The sequence below is a fragment of the Longicatena sp. 210702-DFI.1.196 genome (assembly GCF_020563125.1).
GTDB classification, from domain to species: Bacteria; Bacillota_I; Bacilli_A; order Erysipelotrichales; family Erysipelotrichaceae; genus Longicatena; species Longicatena caecimuris.
On the sequence record NZ_JAJCPX010000003.1, the window covers coordinates 84,005 to 102,949 of the forward strand.

Consider the following 18,945-nt stretch of genomic DNA (forward strand, 5'->3'; position numbering starts at 1 on the left):
GGTGAATGTATGCAATATGCCATTATAACCGACCAAATTTGTGAAGATTTAGAACGTGCTTTACAAATTGCGAAAGCACATCACTATTCCCATGTGGAATTACACAATGTCTTTGGTAAAAGTATTGAAGAATGTAGTCTGGCAGAAGTCGAGCATATCCGCACGCTCTTACAAACCTATCATTTGGAAGTATCCTGCATTGCCAGTACTGTCTTTTTTCTTTGCCCTTTATATGAAGGCGATCAAGTTTCTTTATTCAATGATTCTTTTTATGCCATTGAGGGCGATATCAACACGCACCTGCGTTATCTGGAAAATGCCTGCCGCATTGCCAAACGTTTAAATTGTCCGCGCGTACGAATATTTCCCTTCCGTTTTCCTGATAATCGCAAACCCCCTTTCGGCGTTCAGGAAGATATGAATGCCATACTGCGTGCGATACGCCTAGCTTTACGGATAGCAAAGGAGTATGATATCACGTTGGTTTTAGAGAACTGTCCATATTCACGATTGCCAAAGGGAATGATGACGATACAGATCATCAAGGCTTTCCAAGATCCACACTTGCGCTTATTATGGGATCCGGCCAATAGTTTCAGAGCAGTAAAAGAAAATGTGCCAAAAGATTATTTACTCTTTTCATTAATGGATGAGTTACGTTATATCTATCCGCAAATAGGTCATATTCACATCAAAGATTATCATTATGATCCTTCCCAGCAAAAACCTTTTGTGCATAAAGAATTATTCGACGGCGATATACCATATGATCAGATTCTGACATATTTACACAATCGCGGTTATGATAAAGTCCTTTCCTTAGAAGCTGAAGTGCCTTTCCAGGAAACCATATCCAGCATGGATAAACTAAAAGACACTTTAGAAAATATCACCTAAAACACCAAAAATGAGGAATTGCCAAATTTGGCATCCCTCATTTTTTCTTTATTTACGATTAGCCTTTATGCCAGCATAGCACTTACGTAATACTTCATAACATTTCCTATAAGATAAGCTTTTGATCCTCCCTTTAACTTTTCATTCACTTATTCATTACAAGATTCTCCACCCTTTGATAATCGATAAACTCCTTTAAATGGATAACAACTACTCAGCGTTATTTATATCTAACTACATGTGTTTCAACCGGATAACCGATAATGATCATTTTTTAATACCCGTTATATGGTAACTTACCAATACATATTTACCGTGTATCAGAAGGGTACATATCACTACGGAAAAGGTTTTTCAAATAAAAAAAGAGGTTGCTAAGCAACCGGATAAATACTACATGAAGCAAGCGTTTTTCATAATCTGTAAACGCTAAGCTTTTTCTGAAACTATAACACATATTTAACGAATAAGAAGATTAAAAATAAAATCAATGGTAAGCCAATTAATACCAGATATCCTACATTGACTTTTTTCTTTAATTGATTCCAGTTCTGCTCATCAAAGTAAAAGCGCTCATCCTGCGTCCGTTTCACAACCCCATTTTCCATCAGATTCGCAATCGTATAAGCGATGACCTGGGTTGGATATGATATATTTTTAAATGCCTCATAACCGACAGCTGTACTTTCTGAGTATGCCTCTTTTCGATGTAATACATCTAATACACGTTTTGCCGCTGTCTGCTGAACTGTTGCTTTTTTCTTTGCCATTTCCTTACATCCTCCTGCTGATAAAAGGAAGTTATTCCTCATTTTGATTGTATTGTATAACACATTGTACCGCTTGCGCAACACTTTTTACGATTCTCTTCCCATGACGCTTTACTTCCTCTTGCGCACTTTCCATCACAAAACTATGCTCTACGCAAGAAAACATCGGCACATCATTATGACCATCCCCAATCACCCCAACTTCATGCTTTTTTAGATGCAGCTTATCCATTAGGGTACAAACGGTGTTGCCTTTATGAATACCTTTTTTAGTTATTTCAATATAGTCGATAGAAGTAGGCAAGACTTCATACTCTTTAAATATTGCCTGAAGCTTAGGCAATAAAGCATTCGTTGTCTGCTCATTGCAAGTATACAAACTGATTTTGACCACACTCGCTTTTGTTCTATGCAAATGTTGGAGTAAATCTTCTTCACTCAGATTGCCCAAATAAGCAAGTGTCTTACGTATAGATTGCCATGCATCCGCTGTATAGGCATGTTTCATCAAAAAGAATTCACGCTCTTCACTACAAATAAAAGGATGACACATCCCCACATAAGCATCCAATTGTTTCATAATAGCAATGACTTCTTCACCATCCATATGATGTTCAAACACCTTATGTTTTTGAATCCATAAAGAGCCTCCATTATTGGCTACGATACAATCGGCTTGTAAATTATGGTGTGTTAACAGATGACGACAAAAGCCGATATCTCTTCCTGTCACCAAACCAAATTGAACACCATGTTCTTGCAGCTGATGAATTGCGTCAACATCAGTCTTATGAATCTTTGGATCATATTGAATCAAGGTACCATCGATATCACTTAATAATAATCGTATCATTGCTTTATCCACCCATAGTGAAGGCAAGCGTTCCATATGCCATCTTCCTCAACATTAGATGTCACATAAGCAGCTGCTTCTTTGACTTTTTCACGGGCATTCCCCATGGCAATGCCATACCCACAGCGCTTGATCATATCCAAATCATTATAATCATCGCCAAACGCCGCACATTCTGTCATATCGATACCGATATGCTTACAAATACATGCGATGCCATCTGCTTTGCTATGCTGTCCATTGATATCATAATATGTCGTATCAAAGGGCGTAAATAATAATTCGGGAAAATGTTCTTTGATCGCTTGCAAATCCTCATGTTCAATTTTTGCCACAGCAGCTAAAGGAAGACTTTTTTGTTGATATATTCTTTGTTCACGCTCATCGCTTAAAATATCCAAACGTCCTAAAAATCCTTCCAGCATATGCGCAATACGCTTATAGCCATGATAACAACGCGCCGCTTCGATACATTGAAACATCAAGGCATCATCTTTGGTGCGAAAGATATCAATCAATTTTTGGGTCTGCTGTTTCGTAAAAGAAAAGCGATGTAATATCTCATCCTTGCTATCTATCACACAGGCACCATTGCTGCAAATAAAATAATCAAATGTGATTTCATCCAGCAGTTTCTTCTCCATGGCAAAAGGAGGTCTGCCACTGGCAATGGCCAGCTTCACTCCTTGTTTTTGCAAATTTTTTAATGCTGTTATCGTGTTGTAACTGAACTGTCTATTACCTTTTGTAATCAGCGTACCATCCACATCAAACACACATAATTTTATCATTACGAATCATCCTTCACCTTTATTTTTTATGTTTCTTACGGTTTTTCCAGTTGTCATAATGAACATCAAATGCCTCACCCATCTTATGTGAAATCGTGATTCGTTTTTCTTCAGTTGATGAAATTTCCGTGTTTTTCATTAAGCCTTTGTTTCGTGTTACGTTCATGATAGAACGGTAACGATAATAAGCCTTTTCATATAAGAAGCCATTGTCATCAAAAATAACACGTCGTTTCACAAGCGTATCCATTCCCATGCTAACGGCAATCAACGCTATTAAACTGTAGGCAAGACGATAATAGTAAACGTTATCCTCCACATATGGGAAAAAGGCAAGGAAAATGCCGGCTGCCATCATTATGGCGAAGAAAATCAAAAAGCCGGTATAAACATTTACTTCTTCATAGTCCTTATGACTGTTTTTGTACTCATTTCTTAATTTTATATTTGTTCTTAACTGCTGTGCGGAACGAAATAACATCCAAATGCCATACCCGATCATAACCACACTGATAAAGGTTTCCATAGTAAATATAGTATCCATAAAAATTTCTCCTTCTTCCAATTTCGGTATTATTATACACTATTTCAAGGAAGAATTTAAGCGGTTACGTAAATCAGTGACATTTGTCTATACCCGTTTATAAAGCAATCCCAAACCTAAAGGGATAATGCCGGATAAACCAATCAGCAATAATGTCATGTCGGCCCCCATGGCATTGACCATTGCACCGGCAATCACAGGGGTAACTAATAATGAAACACCTACATAAAAAGCTGAAGCTATGGTCTGTCCACTACTACGCAAATGTTTTGGCGTCGTATCATCAACCAAAGTTTTGCTGGTGATCATGATAAGCGGATACGTGATACATTGCATCAAAGTGACAACAATCATCATTTCCGGCGATTGCACAAGCGAATAGGCGATAAAACGAAGAATGTACATAAAGGTACCAAACATCATCAGCTTATAGTCACCGAATTTCTTTAACAGCCAAGTACCGGCAAAAAACAGTGGCAGTTCGGTAAATGCCTGTATGCTCCAACGTGCGCCGATCATTCCTTCTTTCGCTCCAAGATTCATCATCTTATCCACCGTCGTATAAATATCTGCCGTTGCGATGACATTAATAAATAGGAAGATCAATACAACGATGATATATTTACGATTGAGCAATAATTCCTTTAAATCGCCGATATGAATACCACCACTTTTTTCCACCTTTACTGCATCTTGCATCATCATCGTCAATAAAATATTCAATACGGCCAAACCGGCAAATACATAACCTAAGGAAGCATAGCCGTAATGTTCAACGATCATCGCCCCAATCGGACTTCCAATCATCCAACCAATCGCCCCAAAGGCCCGAATCGGTCCAAAGTTATTTCGACAGGTTTCACTCGTCTGTAGTGTCCAGCTATCCTGTATTGCCATTGTCGTACGAAACATACCGCCGACTAAAGACATAAAGATCAAATGCAGATAAAAGCTCTTTTCACTTACCTGATACATCACCAAAGCCGCTAAAACAAAGATAATCAATGATAAATTGAAAAAGCATTTATCACTATGGTACTTATCACATAAATAACCGGCAAATAACTGTGTTACAATAGCGACAACAGCCGTACCAGATAAGATAACACCACGTTCTACGACATCATAGCCAACGGATTCCAAAAACGTTTGCATGTAGCCATAAGGCAATACAAATGCCAGATAGCTTAAAAAGTAAAAACCACACAACAGCACGACATTTCTTCGATCTTTTTTCATAGATTCCTCCTGTATTGTTTCCTAACATCCCTTTTCTATTATCATAAACGATATGCTTTCATAAAACAAACCCGATAACGCTGTTCTGATATGGCAAGGAGGTCGCTCTTCATCAGTAGATTGGTCAGATCCTACAACAGTGTTTATCGGGTATATGGCCCATGTCTTATCTGGTCATTCAAAAGTATGCTCATCTACCATGATCAGCTGTTTTACACCTTTTACCATTGTCTGCTCTTCCTCACTGATCGGATTGGTAATCATGACATCATAATCCGAAAACTTCGCAAACTGATAGGTACTGGTCTTGGTAAACTTGCTGGAATCACAAAGCAAAATACTTTTTCTGGATTGGCGAAGAATATGGCGGTTGATTTCCGCATGTTCCATAGAGAATGTCATCGGTCCATCCATATCCTGGAAACCGTCACAGCCTAAAAAAGCAATATCGATGCGAATGGAGTCAATCACATTTGTCGTATAATAGCCAATAAAGGCTCTGCCTTTTTTCTGCAGCTTACCACCGGCCATAATAAGTTCTAAGCCACTGTCACAAATGATATCGCCAATGGGCAAAGAATTTGTCAATACGGTAATATTCTTCTTTAACCGCAACAATTTAGCCAGTTGCAAACAGGTACTTCCTGGATCTAAATAGACGATGGAATCATCCTGTATAAAATCTAATGCCTTGCGCGCAATCCATTGTTTCTGCAGTGTATTTTCCTGCAGTTTCACATCAAAAGGCAACTGATAATAAGCATTGCGAACAGTAGCGCTGCCATGCTTTTTAATTAATACGCCACGATCTTCTAATACTTTCAGATCTTTTCGTATGGTTTCCGTAGTAACATCCAAGGCTCGTGCCAAATCCCCCACACGAACTCTTCCTTCATTCAGAATGATCTCATATAACGCATTTCTTCTGGCATCGCTTGCTTTGGACATTTTCATCAGCCTCCTTTGACACACTCTTAGTTTAAGTATTTCCGAGGAATTCGTCAATTAAAAATCCCAACATTCCAAATTTAAAACATTAATTTTTTTGTTTTTATACAAATTTCCCACTTTTTTCGCAATATTTTAATAATTTCTAATAGAAACAAACTTTTACGATTCGCATATGCTATAATACCTTTGTTTTCAAAGGAGAGCCACTATGACAACATTTGATTTACACATGCATTCTATATATAGTAGTGATGGACAATTCACCTGTCAGGAATTAATCGAAAAAGTAAAGGAAGCCAAGCTGTCTCTTATTGCCTTAAGCGACCATAATACGGCACAGGGCGTTGATGAAATGATGCAGTTAGGTAAGCAAAACGCGATACGTGTGATTCCTGCCATTGAATGTGATACTTTGTTTGACGGATTGGAAGTCCATATCCTAGGCTATGGCCTAAATCATCATACGCCGTATTTTGAAAAGCTTCCTCAGCAGATTGCTCAATTGAAGCAGGGCACGATGACAAAACGCATTGCCAAATTGAATGAATACTTCGATATGGAATTAGATGCACAAGCGTTATTACAACGCTTTGGAACGATGAATCCCTTTCCCGCTATCGTTGACTATTTTCTCAAGGATCCTCGCTATGCAAATAAGCCAGCCTTTCAGCCCTACCAGCCGGGTGGAGAGCGCTGTGAGCCGGCTTGTGTCAATTTTTATTGGGACATGTGCAGTGCCGGTAATCCCTGCTATGTTCATGTACCATATCCCAGTCTGCAAGAAACCGTAGAGCACATCCATGAAGCCGGAGGTATTGCCATTATCGCCCATCCTTTCCGTAATTTCTTCCACCAAGAAGAACGCTTGGAAAAAGCCCTTAGCCAAGGTATAGACGGCATTGAGGCCTACAGCAACTACCATACGCGGGAACAAAATTTATATTATGAAGACTATTGTCAAAAACATCATGTGCTGATGAGTTGCGGCAGTGATTTTCATGGTAAAATGAAACCAAAGATTCAACTTGGTGAATATGGCTATGAAGGTCACCATGCAGAAATAATCTTGCAACAATTCTTGCATGCCTTAGCTAACGATTAGACTGTTGAAACAGTCTTTTTTACTTATGCAGGTGGTGCAAGCCGTCCTATATAAAAAATGAAAAACTTGTATAAAATTGTTGACTAAGGTTAACTTTTATTGTATTATATAGGAGAAGTTAGATAAAGCTAATCATGAGAGATGTGTACTTCCTTTCTTACACATGGCTTATTTCCTCTATAACTTTACAACCACAAGCACTAACTTCCCACTATATGTTTTATATCATTTACAACAAAGAGTCAGGACTGCTCCAGAGCCTGACTTTTTGTTATATATGGAAAAAAGGCAGTCCATTCCTTGCTGCCTGTCATATCATACCCGAAGATTAACCATATATAATGTTTTTTCACAATTATAATTTCCAGAAAATATTTACCTTATCTTCTCATTTTGTATAATTTTATCATCTCCGTTTTATAAAATAATTCTTTTTCTTTTCTCATATAGGACTCACACAGATCTGATAAGAGATTTAACACAAAGATAGCAGCCTGTATATCGTTTGCCTTTCTGGCAGCCTTATAGGCTTTTAAAAATTTCTTTTCTTTTAATTCAAATGGTTTTGTTTCATAGAGATAAGTCGCAAATGCATCAATCATCGCAATGCGATATTCAGAGGATTTTGTGCAATACAATTTTGCCTGACGTATCTGTTCTTTTGCTTCATTACGTAAATTCGTTTTATGATAAGCGTAGGATTTATAAAAATACATCATTTCATGCGTTTTGCTATGTTTTTCTGCCTCATTTGCATATTGTAGCACTTTATCATATTTACCCCATAACAAATTTATCCAAGTGAGATTATTAAAGATTGCAACCATATTAGGCAATGAAAGTTGTCTCATAGCATTTAAACATTGTATATACACTTGTTCAGCCATAGCATAATCATTCAAACCTGAATACAAGTTTCCCAGCAACACATTACACATGACCACACGTTTTAAATACAGATTCTGATTAAATAAACTGATGGCTCTTTTGATACAGTCTAAACCTTCTACATAAAAGCCCTGTTCTACTAAAATAATTGTCTTATGATAAAATGTCATTGCTTGTATTTCAATACTATTACTATGTATTGCTTTATTGAAGTAACTTTCAGCAGTTTTATAATTATAAATATCTGCATAATAAACACCTGCAGTATCATAAAACAGCTTTTGAAGTTCCGGTTCTAAATAATCGATGTATTTATTCAGCCTTTTGATATCTTCTTCATATAAATATTCATCCTCGGCATGATATACACGATAAATAAAGACACCTAACAGCCATATGATATATTCGCCTTGAAATTGTACACTGGATTTCTGTTGATAAAGTTTTTTGTAGATATCCGCCATCGGTTCTGATTTAACAATCGCCGTAAATAGATTCCAGACCATGACAGCTATATTCACATTATCTTCAACCGTATGAAATTCCATGCCGATAACCGCATATAACTTTTTCACCGTTTCGTGCGTAAGATCTTTCTTCCCTGTTTCAAAATCGCTTAATTTAGAAACTGGCACAATTTCTTTGAATTGTGCCAGTCGAAGTCCGGATTCTCTTCTATGTAAGCGAAAGATAGGACCTAAATGTCTGTTCATATTACCATCCTAAATGTTCTGAATTAGCAGGCATCACCTCATACATGCATCCAGTGCCTGTTTCCGGATTGTAACCGCAGTGCTGATCGTGTGTATGACCTCCAACACATGGAGCAATAGCAAAAGCCAGTCCGAAAACCATCATTAATTTCATTACTTTTTTCATTTTATTTCTTCCTCCTATTTATCTGTGTCTTAATTTAACATAGGCAATCCATTTTATCAATAGGCATATTTCCAGAAAAAAATAATGGTTTTTATAGTTTTTCACCTAGATTGTGAAAGCATCTTATCCGTCTTTCCCCATTTTTATACAGAACCATCGAAAATTTACAACACTCCATCTTAATGACTCTATATGTGATATGTTTTTAACACCTTACGTACTGTCTTATTGAAGTTGCCCTTATTTTAATTTTTCCTGACAATTTTGCATTAAGATAATTTTATGTATCATTTATATAACGCAGATACATACCATCTTGCATGGTATGTTGTTTTACGATACAAGCTTGTCCAAAAAGAGCAATTGCTTCTCTTGTGGGAAGCACAATTACCCATACTTTCCCCTGCATTTAGGTCAAAAGATTAGCAATAAAACCATGCAGTTCGAAAAAAGACACGCGTATAGCTTGTTTCGTTCCATATACATAAAACGAAACAAGAACTCAACTTTATACGGTGTTTTTATTTGCTGCTTCTGTCCTTCATTATGACATGCCGCCAATGTAGCGGAAAAGCTTCCTGTAAAATAAGGTTTATCTGTAAGGATCTACAAAAAAAGTCTTAAAAAAAGAAAGCTTTTTAAACTTTCTCATGATCCTTTTGCATATTACGAATTTCTTTTGCCAAAGCATATGCCAGTTTACGATGATTTTCTTCATCCATATGCACACCATCCGCTTTACTGGCACAGGCAACACTGGCGGCATCAAAGAAATGACAATGATATTGTGCACAGATTTCTTGTATTGGCTTTGCCATATGCCTTGCCACCTGATAACTCCTCTCATGGAATTCGCCTACCCATGGTGAAGTTGTCAAAATCGTTTCGCCCAAGGCAATCGGTGAAACTACCAGAATCTTGGGAATGGCATAACGTTCATAAAGAAAGGGATTCTGCATGATCTTAATATTTTCTCTGACCCCCTTCGCTATCATCTCGGCATTCAAATGATACATGGTTTTCAAATCGTTAGTTCCCAGCATCATAATGATAAGATCCAGAGGCTGATGGGTTCGCAATAGCATTTCCAAAACAGCACTGCCACATCTTCCCTTGCCATAAGGATCCTCATGAACCAAAGTACGCCCATTTAATCCCTCTTCAATAATTTCATCCTGTGGCAATTGCTGTGCTAATACTTTCGGCCAACGATGCGCAAAACGCATACCACTTGTTGGATCATATCCCCAAGTATTACTATCCCCATAACATAAAATACGCATAACTTTCCTCCTTTTACATCATTTAAAGCTTTCCCTGTTTTTTAAAATCCAATAATATTTATATTGGCTTTTACTTATGAAACATCATCCCAATAAGTTTTCTAGTTCTGTGCAAAAGCGATATGGATTTTCCGGATACAATAAGACATCCTTTCCTTGTTTGGTATGAATACACACTTTATCCTTCGCATATCCGATATTAAAAGTATCCTGTTGTTTCACAGATACGATTTCATCATAGCGCAAATATCCTCCCTTGCGATTCCACAATGCCTTATGATAACGCAAACCCTCTTCATCAAATACATAAATATTGGTTGGCGTATGAAAGCCATATTGCCATATCGTATAAAAAAGAAACAGCATTGCCAATAGTAAGGTCATATGGCACAACATATCATAAGAAATCGGCAGCATACATGCGATTATCAGGAAAAACAAAACATAATTTGTTATCATTTTACGACTGCGAAAACTCAATTGTCCTTGTTCAATTTCTTTTTCCATAATCATTTTCCCATGCTGATACACTTTATTCGCTGCTAAATAATTTAAGATGGCATAAAGCGGCCATAAATATGCCACCACACGAAAATACAGCGCAGGGAAATCAAATAGAAATCCCAGTGCCCATAATGCATCCATGTAGAAGGACGGCGTAAAGACAAGTGCCGGTACGAGTAAAACCTCAAAATTCTCATCAATTCCAATCACCTGCTGATATGCAAAGCGCAATAAATAATAATAGGTTACAGCACCGATGATACCGACAGATAAATTAAAATAACGATAAGATATTTCTTCCCCATGCATTTCTTTATATCCATAAGCAATGCTGAATATCATAAATGCCAGTAATACTGATCTGGCTAGTTCTATATATAAGTTTTTTAAAGTATCCATCTGACGTTCATCCAATGGTGCTTTTCCTTTTGTTTTTCCATAACGTATGATATCTTTCAACAAGCTTTGTTTCGGCTGTTTCATTCCCATTCCTCCTTATCATAGGACGCATCCCAAAATAAATCATCTAAATGTTTATGCAACGCAATACAGATATTGATACAAAGCTTAATGCTTGGATTATACCTTCCTGCTTCAATCAACCCAATGGTCTGTCTGGTCGCTCCAACTTTTTTTGCTAATTCTTCTTGTGACATATCCAGTTCCATACGGGCCATCTTGATCTTGAGATTTTTCATATCGCATATCCCTTCTTTATCGTTTTTATTATAGGTGGATGAGAGAGGAAAAGCAAGGCTTTATGAAAGTTATATCTTACAAATGCAAAATATATATTGCATTTTAAAGAAACTTACTTTATAATGCAGCTAACAATAGGAGGGACAAAATGAAACTAGAAGTACACGACTTGCATAAAAGCTTTCAAGGTAAGGAAGTACTGCATGGTATATCTTTTTCCATTGAAAGTGGCAAAGCTTTAGGTCTATTGGGGCGTAACGGTGCGGGGAAATCAACAACCATTCGCATCCTGATGGATGTATTCAAGGCAAATCAAGGAATACTCCTCATGGATGGAAAGCCATTTCATGCGAAGGAATATAACATCGGCTATTTACCAGAAGAAAGAGGCTTGTATCCCAAAAAGAAAGTATCTGAACAATTGCTTTATTTAGCTGAGTTACGAGGTATGAAAAAAGCCGAAGCCAAAAGCAACTTGAAAAAATGGTTAAAACGTTTGCATATTGAAGAATATGAATCACGTGTTTTAGAAACACTGAGTAAAGGAAATCAGCAGAAAGTTCAGTTAGCACAGACTTTGATGAATGATCCGGATATCGTAATTTTAGATGAACCATTTTCCGGTTTAGATCCGGTAAATTCACAGATTTTACAAGAAGTCGTACAAGAGCAAATACAAGCCGGTAAGCTTGTCATCTTTTCTTCACATCAAATGAATTATGTTGAGGAATTTTGTGAAGATATTGTAATCTTGCATCATGGCAATGTCGTTTTACAAGGCAACCTAAAACAAATAAAAAAAGCATTTGGTCATAACCGTCTCGTATTACGTCCAAATGAATCCTGTGCTGGCACCTTTGAGGACACTTTAAAACAATGTCAAAATCTGATCAATCTGTACACAAAACAAGCAGAGGATTATATCGTAGAATTAAAGGAAGGTATTGATAAGCAGACGTTGTTCGCATATCTTGTGAATCATCATATTGATATCGACGTATTTAAGATATATGAGGCATCACTTACAGACATTTTTGTAGCAAAGGCAGGTGATGAAGAATGAGAGCCTTTTTTATCGTTTTAAAATTTGAATTAGAAACCATGTTAAAAAAGAAATCTTTTCTCATTTCAACCATTTTAGTAGCAATCGCTGCCTTTGCTTTATTATCCTTCCCCCGCTTTCTATCAAATGACAGCGAAAATAAGGATACCCAAAAAGTTGATAAGGTCATGATCATACAGGATATGAAACAGATCTTACAAGATGACAACTTGATCAAGCAACAATTTCCTGCTTATAAGATTCTGCACACCACGCAGCTGGATGAATTAAAAAAACAGGTAACTGATGGGAAAGCAGATATTGGTTTTGCCATAAACGATGCTACGCATTTCACTTATTATGTAAAAAATTCAAGTTTGCAGGATACACGTCCAGCTAAGTTTGAAGATTTAATGAAAAAACAATACCAAGCAAAGGAATTCAAACGTTATCGTTATGATGCGGCAACCATTGAAGCTATTTATCAAACACCGATTCAATCCGAAACAACCGTGTTGGGAACCGATGGCAGCAGTAATTATTATTACACCTATGCGTTGATCCTCCTTCTTTATATGATGATCATGATTTACGGTAATCAAGTTGGCGTAGGAGTTGCAAGTGAGAAAAGCAACCGTGCTATTGAAATACTAACAACCAGTACAACATCAAATACCTTAATTTTCGGTAAGGTCATTGCCGGCGCAATTACAGGGGTTCTGCAAACTGCTCTTATGTTAGGTTCTTTCCTGTTGGCATATCAAGTAAATGCAGATGTGTGGAATCATGCATTGGATAAATTTTTACACATTCCTTCCATCGTATTATGGACCTTCACATTATTTGGCATGTTAGGCTATTTGCTCTTCAACTTCCTGTTTGGGGCGATTGGTGCTTTATGTTCGAAAGTCGAAGAAGTTAATGGGGCAACCATGCCGATTCAGCTACTGATTATCGCAGTTTTCATCTTGAGTTATGTAAGCTTGCAGATGCCGGATACGCTTCTTGCCAAAATCGTTGGTTTTGTACCCTTTACTTCCTGGATGTGTATGTTCATCAATGTTGCCGTTGGCTCTGCTACCGTATGGGAAATCATTATTTCCTGGTGCCTATTGGCAGTTACGACCATTGCCATGGGAATTTTAGGGGCGCGCTTATATCGCAGAGGAACATTGAGTTATGGCAATACGGTTTCATTAAAAACAATCGTACAAGCCTTACGTCATCATGAATAAAAAAATATTATAAATCATAACCGAAGTCATTTGTTTCTATATTCTGCTTGTAAACAAATGGCTTTTCTTATGGTTATTTTGAAAACTAACAGACATCCTTGATAAGATACACCATATAACATTTCCTATTTTGCATAGTATACGTTGGATAAAAAGAAAAGAGGTGAAACTTCATTATAAGAACATGCCTTTTCCACAAGTAACGCTCGTAATGAAAAGCCTTTTTTACAGTTGTCTGATACAGCAAAACATAGCTGTATCTCTCGTTTTCGTTGATATCCTTCTAAACTAGGCACTTGCTTATGCCATTTTGCAAGTAAGCGCATAGGATACGACGGATATTCAAAATCCATGCGGCGAGGTGATAAAATGGAATATGAAGATACGTTTGAACAAGATGATTACGATTATGAAGAAGAACCTTTTCAGGGACGAAACGATTGTCCGCTAAGTCGCTCATGCGAGCCTTGCATTACTCCTGTGAATACTTGTGGATGTGCATGTATTGGGCCAAGAGGTCCTAGAGGATTCCGTGGTGCCACTGGGCCTACAGGGCCTACCGGAGCAACTGGTGCTACCGGACCTGGTGTAGGAGCTACCGGGCCTACCGGGCCAACAGGTGCGACGGGAGCTACCGGCGCGAATGGTGCTACCGGACCTACCGGTCTGCAAGGACCAACAGGTGCAACAGGAACAACCGGCGCATCTGGTATTACAGGAGCTACTGGGCCTACCGGAGCAAATGGTGCAACTGGACCTACTGGACCACAAGGTCCAACAGGTGCTACCGGACTTCAAGGTTTCGCAGGAATCACGGGAGCTACCGGACCTGCGGGAGCTACCGGACCTACCGGAAATACCGGACCTACCGGAGCAAATGGCGCAACAGGTATTACGGGAGCAACCGGTCCTACCGGCATTACAGGAGCCACTGGCGCTACTGGTTTACAAGGGCCTACGGGAAATACCGGGGCAAATGGCGCTACGGGGCCTACCGGTGCTACGGGCGTTACAGGTACGATTGGGCCTACAGGGCCAACCGGAGTAACCGGTGCTACGGGAGCTACCGGGGCAACTGGCATTGGTATTACTGGGGTAACCGGTGCAACCGGCGCAACCGGGGCAACTGGACCAACAGGGCCTACCGGACCTACTGGACCTACCGGTGCTACTGGTGCTACTGGTGCTGCTGACACGTTGACAGTTAGAAGCACAACGACTGCAGAACCTGGTATACCGGCATCTGTCACAGATTCAGGTGGTCCTAATCATATCTTAGACTTTGTCATACCGCGCGGTGCTACCGGTACAGATGGTGCTGATGGTATCACCGGACCTACCGGGCCACAAGGTCCAACAGGTGCAACCGGCGCAACCGGTGTAACCGGTGCTACCGGAGCTACAGGTGCTACCGGTGTCGTTGCTGTCAGTGCTTCTTGTGCATGTGTAAGCCAGATGAAACACTTACTCGAACAGCTGATTGCTCTTTATCCAAATGAAAACGTCATTGTCAGTATGGAAAGTGGCAATAATGCAAGCGGCCGTCTTGGTTCTTTACTGCCTTCTCCTAACAACAACCCTCAAAGTGGTATTTTACAATTGGTCAATTCACAAGGAAAACCATCCGAAGCCATTTCCATCTGCCATATTGCATCAATCAGACTTACCAGTGCATCTTACAACAATGCTATCACATATCTGTCTGTACCAACACCAATACCAACAGGTTGTGACTTTGATTGTGAAGAAGCAACCCGTATGTATTTGCCAATAGGCACCACTGGTGTATCTATTAATGCCGGTGGTCGGACAGTAGGAAACGGTATGGTATTAAAGAATGAATTTGGCATTATCGTTCTTGTAGGTAATACTTGTGATAATCCTACTTTCATTTCCGCATGCAAAGCAGAAATAATTACGAAATAATATACCATCCCCATATGTATTTCATAAGCCACCGTGAATGGTGGCTTTTGTCATTTACTATTTCCTCACTGATCTCAAATTCGCTATTCTCAATCTTTCCCACTTCTCAATCTTCCTCATCTTTTTCACTTTAATAACGTTTGATGCTAACGATAAGAAAATTTTATGTATCTATTAGAATTTTTGAAAAACTGTTCCTCCTATTCAAAAAAATTTTTTAAGGGTTTACAATGAAATCAGTTATGACATACATAATGGAAGTCAAAGATGAATATCCTACAATGACTCTTATGTACAAGGATGAAGGAGGTAGTTACCATGTCGTATGAATTGACATACGAAGAGATGAATCATGTATTTGATGCACTCAGGCTGCATTATAAGATTTATGCACCGAAACGTTTAAAAAATGCCGGAAGATATTGCAATACAGATATCATTCGGTATAAAGAAATCCGTAGTCTTGAAGAAATTGAATGGAATGAGCGCAGTCAATATTCGCCAAAGGAAGTCTTCTATCCAATTAATCAGACATTATTTCATTTCACGGAATATGGCTTTATGGAAAGTCAAATTTTTGATAAAGATCTGCTGATTTTTGCCCGATCTTGTGATATTCACGGTATAAAACGTCTGGATAAGATATTCTTAGAAAATGGCAATGAAGTAGATCCTTATTATAAGCGCATGCGTGATAAGGTTCATTTTATCTTAATGGAATGTCCGGAAGAAGGCTGGGAATCTTGTGCTTGCTGCAGCATGGGCACAAATAAAACAGATGATTATGATTTAGCTATACGTCCTTATGAAGAAGAAGGACGTGTCTTGGTAGAATGTAAGAGTGATCAATTTACATCTCTTTTTAACACATATCCGAAAACAACCTATCAGCCGGAATTTGTAAAAAAGAATGAAACCGTTATTCATGTTCCAAAGATTACGGAAGACATGGTAGCGGACATCTATGCTTTCGATATGTGGAAGGATTATCAGACACGTTGTATTGGTTGTGGTGCATGTAATTCCGTATGCATCACCTGTTCCTGCTTCAATACCATTGATACAACCTACACGGAAAATGGGAAAAGCGGTGAGCGTAGACGTACCTGGACCGGCTGTATGAATGATGGATTCACCACAGTAAACGGCGGTCATGCTTTCCGTGACGATTATCAAGATCGTATGCGGTTTAAGACATTGCATAAGGTCTATGACTTTCAGAAACGCTTTAAAACCGATTATCAGATGTGTGTCGGCTGCGGTCGCTGTGATGATATCTGTCCGGAATATATTTCATTTACGCATATCCTTAATCGCTTGTATGAGGAAGTAGAAGCAAGAAAGGAGGCAAAGGCAGATGAATAACCCATGGTTACCTGAAAAACATCGTATTTTAGATATCATAGAAGAAACGGATTTAGAATCTACATTTGTAGTAGAATTCCCAAACACCTCCATACGACATGGACAATTCTTTGAAATCTCCTTGCCAAAGATTGGCGAAGCGCCTATTTCCGTAAGTAGTTTTACCGATTCCACGGTAGAATTTACCATTCGACGCGTAGGAAAATTAACGAACGTCATCTTCGATTTAGCACCTGGGGATGATTTATATATTCGCGGTCCTTATGGCAATGGCTTTCCATTAGAAACATTCAAAAATAAACATGTTGTGGTAATTGCCGGTGGAACCGGTGTTGCTCCTGTCCGCAGTACGCTAAAACACTTCCTTCATCATCCACAGGATTGTAAGGATGTATATGCCATTGCCGGATTTCGTGATCCTTCTCACACTTTATTTGAAAATGATTTAAAAGCCTTTGTCAATGCACCCCATTTTCATACGACCTTAACTTTAGATAATGGGCAAAAAGAGGGATTTAAAGAAGGCTTTGCGATGAATTATGTAAAAGATATACCTTTTCAGGAATGGGATGAAGATTATGCCGTCATCATTGTCGGCCCGCCCGTCATGATGAAATTTACAGCTCAGGAATGTATGAAATATGGTGTTCAAGAAGAGCATATCTATGTATCCTTTGAACGTAAAATGTCCTGCGCTTTAGGTAAATGCGGTCACTGCAAGATTAATGAAACTTATGTCTGCCTGGAAGGTCCTGTCTTCCCTTATACCAAGGCGAAGACATTGATGGATTAAGGAGGTAACGTTATAATGGCTAAAGATATGAATATTGGTGCCTTGCGTACCAACTGTTTCCGTCAATCAAAAGTAAAAGGTGAATATATGCTACAAATGCGTGTGCCTGCCGGTCTTATCGAGGCTAAATATTTAGGCTTTGTGCAGCATCTTGCGACAACTTATGGGGATGGCACCTTCCATTTCGGATCTCGTCAATGCTTTGCGATTCCCGGCATTAAATATGAAAATATTGATAAAGTAAATAAAGAATTAAAGGATTATTTAGAAGATATCGAGGTGGCACAATGTGGAGTGGACATGGATACTTCTGCCGGATATCCGACGATCGGCGCACGAAACATCATGGCGTGTATTGGTGGTATTCATTGTATTAAAGCAAATATTAACACTCAGGAAATCGCCAAGAAAATTGAAAAGGAAGTCTTCCCTAGCCACTATCATATTAAAGTAGCGGTTGCCGGTTGTCCAAATGATTGTGCTAAGGGACATTTTAATGACTTTGGGATTGTCGGCTTAACTAAACCTATCTATGATCCTGATTTATGTATCGGCTGTGGCAGTTGTGTCAAAGCCTGTGAATCTCATGCGACCAGAGTTTTGAGCATGGTAAACAACCGCATTGAAAAGGATGCTTGTTGTTGTGTTGGCTGTGGCGAATGTACTTTAGTTTGTCCTACCAATGCCATGCGCAGAAGTCCAAAGCCATTCTATCGTATTTTGATTGGCGGCAGAACGGGGAAACAATATCCAAGGATGGGAAAAACATTTGCGGACTTCTTAAGTGAAGAAGCTGTGCTTGCTATCATTAAAAACTGGCAAGCGTTCTCTGCGGATGTCTTAAAAGGTCAGCCACGTTATCTGCATGGCGGTCATCTATTGGATATGGCAGGTTATGAAAAATTCAAAGAAATGATGCTTAAAAATGTTACGTTAAATCCGGAAGCGCGCATTGCGGAAAATGTCTATTTTGCCGAAACAGAATATCGCGGCAGAATACATGTAAAACCGGTAAAGTAAAGATTGCTTGGAGGGGAAATATTATAAAAGAGGCATGAAAACGGCCTCTTTTTTACGATTATAGAAAAACCTATAAACAATATTTTTTTGTTCATTCATAATTCAAATGCAGAAAAGATGCAGATCGGCAATATTCATCACTTGTTTCTTCAAGTCTTTGTATG

Annotated in this window: 19 protein-coding genes; 8 read left to right on the forward strand and 11 right to left on the reverse strand. The window is 38.6% G+C overall.

The window, feature by feature from the left end; translation table 11 throughout:
- Positions 1-9: 9 nt before the first annotated feature.
- A complete protein-coding gene (locus LI241_RS02475) occupies positions 10-897 on the forward strand; it encodes a sugar phosphate isomerase/epimerase (protein ID WP_008690708.1) in 888 nt (295 codons plus the stop codon).
- Positions 898-1,343: 446 nt separating this feature from the next.
- Here LI241_RS02475 and LI241_RS02480 read toward each other — a convergent pair whose 3' ends face one another.
- The 6 genes from LI241_RS02480 to LI241_RS02505 all read right to left on the reverse strand — a co-directional run bounded on the left by LI241_RS02480 (position 1,344) and on the right by LI241_RS02505 (position 6,042).
- Positions 1,344-1,667, reverse strand: coding sequence for a hypothetical protein (locus LI241_RS02480; protein ID WP_008690707.1), 324 nt, complete (start codon positions 1,665-1,667; stop codon positions 1,344-1,346).
- 31 nt (positions 1,668-1,698) lie between these two features.
- Positions 1,699-2,556: an HAD family hydrolase gene (locus LI241_RS02485; protein ID WP_008690706.1), complete on the reverse strand. Its 858-nt coding sequence runs from the start codon at positions 2,554-2,556 to the stop codon at positions 1,699-1,701.
- The gene (locus LI241_RS02490) at positions 2,517-3,311 is read right to left on the reverse strand and encodes a Cof-type HAD-IIB family hydrolase (RefSeq protein WP_008690705.1); all 795 of its coding nucleotides are present in this window, start codon (positions 3,309-3,311) and stop codon (positions 2,517-2,519) included. Before LI241_RS02490 ends, LI241_RS02485 begins: the two co-directional genes overlap by 40 nt.
- Before the next feature lie 19 nt (positions 3,312-3,330).
- Entirely contained in the window at positions 3,331-3,855 is a 525-nt protein-coding gene (locus LI241_RS02495) for a hypothetical protein (protein ID WP_008690704.1), read from the reverse strand.
- Between the two features lie 87 nt (positions 3,856-3,942).
- Positions 3,943-5,094 (reverse strand): MFS transporter, encoded by a 1,152-nt coding sequence (locus tag LI241_RS02500; protein WP_008690702.1) that lies wholly within the window; start codon positions 5,092-5,094, stop codon positions 3,943-3,945.
- Between the two features lie 174 nt (positions 5,095-5,268).
- Positions 5,269-6,042: a DeoR/GlpR family DNA-binding transcription regulator gene (locus LI241_RS02505; protein ID WP_008690700.1), complete on the reverse strand. Its 774-nt coding sequence runs from the start codon at positions 6,040-6,042 to the stop codon at positions 5,269-5,271.
- 211 nt (positions 6,043-6,253) lie between these two features.
- Between LI241_RS02505 and LI241_RS02510 the strand changes: the two genes are divergently transcribed.
- Positions 6,254-7,147: a PHP domain-containing protein gene (locus LI241_RS02510; RefSeq protein WP_008690699.1), complete on the forward strand. Its 894-nt coding sequence runs from the start codon at positions 6,254-6,256 to the stop codon at positions 7,145-7,147.
- 380 nt (positions 7,148-7,527) lie between these two features.
- Here LI241_RS02510 and LI241_RS02515 read toward each other — a convergent pair whose 3' ends face one another.
- The 5 genes from LI241_RS02515 to LI241_RS02535 form a co-directional block, all read right to left on the reverse strand.
- Positions 7,528-8,748, reverse strand: a complete 1,221-nt coding sequence (locus LI241_RS02515; protein ID WP_213540136.1) for a tetratricopeptide repeat protein — start codon at positions 8,746-8,748, stop codon at positions 7,528-7,530.
- A 1-nt stretch (position 8,749) separates the two neighbouring features.
- The gene (locus LI241_RS02520; RefSeq protein ID WP_008690697.1) at positions 8,750-8,914 is read right to left on the reverse strand and encodes a hypothetical protein; all 165 of its coding nucleotides are present in this window, start codon (positions 8,912-8,914) and stop codon (positions 8,750-8,752) included.
- 638 nt (positions 8,915-9,552) lie between these two features.
- Positions 9,553-10,197, reverse strand: a complete 645-nt coding sequence (locus LI241_RS02525; protein WP_008690696.1) for an SGNH/GDSL hydrolase family protein — start codon at positions 10,195-10,197, stop codon at positions 9,553-9,555.
- 84 nt (positions 10,198-10,281) lie between these two features.
- Positions 10,282-11,184 carry a hypothetical protein gene (locus LI241_RS02530; RefSeq protein WP_008690695.1) on the reverse strand — a complete coding sequence of 301 codons (903 nt, stop codon included), beginning with the start codon at positions 11,182-11,184 and terminating at the stop codon, positions 10,282-10,284.
- Complete coding sequence (locus LI241_RS02535; protein ID WP_008690694.1) at positions 11,181-11,399, reverse strand: helix-turn-helix transcriptional regulator; 219 nt, start codon at positions 11,397-11,399, stop codon at positions 11,181-11,183. Before LI241_RS02535 ends, LI241_RS02530 begins: the two co-directional genes overlap by 4 nt.
- A 149-nt stretch (positions 11,400-11,548) precedes the next feature.
- On the opposite strand from LI241_RS02535, the gene LI241_RS02540 reads away from it, so the two are divergent.
- From LI241_RS02540 to asrC, 6 genes are all read left to right on the forward strand, one after another.
- A complete protein-coding gene (locus LI241_RS02540) occupies positions 11,549-12,463 on the forward strand; it encodes an ABC transporter ATP-binding protein (protein ID WP_008690693.1) in 915 nt (304 codons plus the stop codon).
- Entirely contained in the window at positions 12,460-13,677 is a 1,218-nt protein-coding gene (locus LI241_RS02545) for an ABC transporter permease (RefSeq protein WP_008690690.1), read from the forward strand. Before LI241_RS02540 ends, LI241_RS02545 begins: the two co-directional genes overlap by 4 nt.
- Before the next feature lie 369 nt (positions 13,678-14,046).
- Positions 14,047-15,603 (forward strand): collagen-like protein, encoded by a 1,557-nt coding sequence (locus LI241_RS15885; RefSeq protein ID WP_008690688.1) that lies wholly within the window; start codon positions 14,047-14,049, stop codon positions 15,601-15,603.
- Positions 15,604-15,921: 318 nt separating this feature from the next.
- A complete protein-coding gene (gene asrA, locus LI241_RS02555; protein ID WP_008690686.1) occupies positions 15,922-16,968 on the forward strand; it encodes an anaerobic sulfite reductase subunit AsrA in 1,047 nt (348 codons plus the stop codon).
- Positions 16,961-17,761, forward strand: coding sequence for an anaerobic sulfite reductase subunit AsrB (asrB, locus tag LI241_RS02560; protein ID WP_008690685.1), 801 nt, complete (start codon positions 16,961-16,963; stop codon positions 17,759-17,761). The genes asrA and asrB overlap by 8 nt, the downstream gene beginning before the upstream one ends.
- A gap of 15 nt (positions 17,762-17,776) precedes the next feature.
- Entirely contained in the window at positions 17,777-18,781 is a 1,005-nt protein-coding gene (asrC, locus tag LI241_RS02565; RefSeq protein WP_008690684.1) for a sulfite reductase subunit C, read from the forward strand.
- The last annotated feature ends 164 nt before the right edge of the window (positions 18,782-18,945 follow it).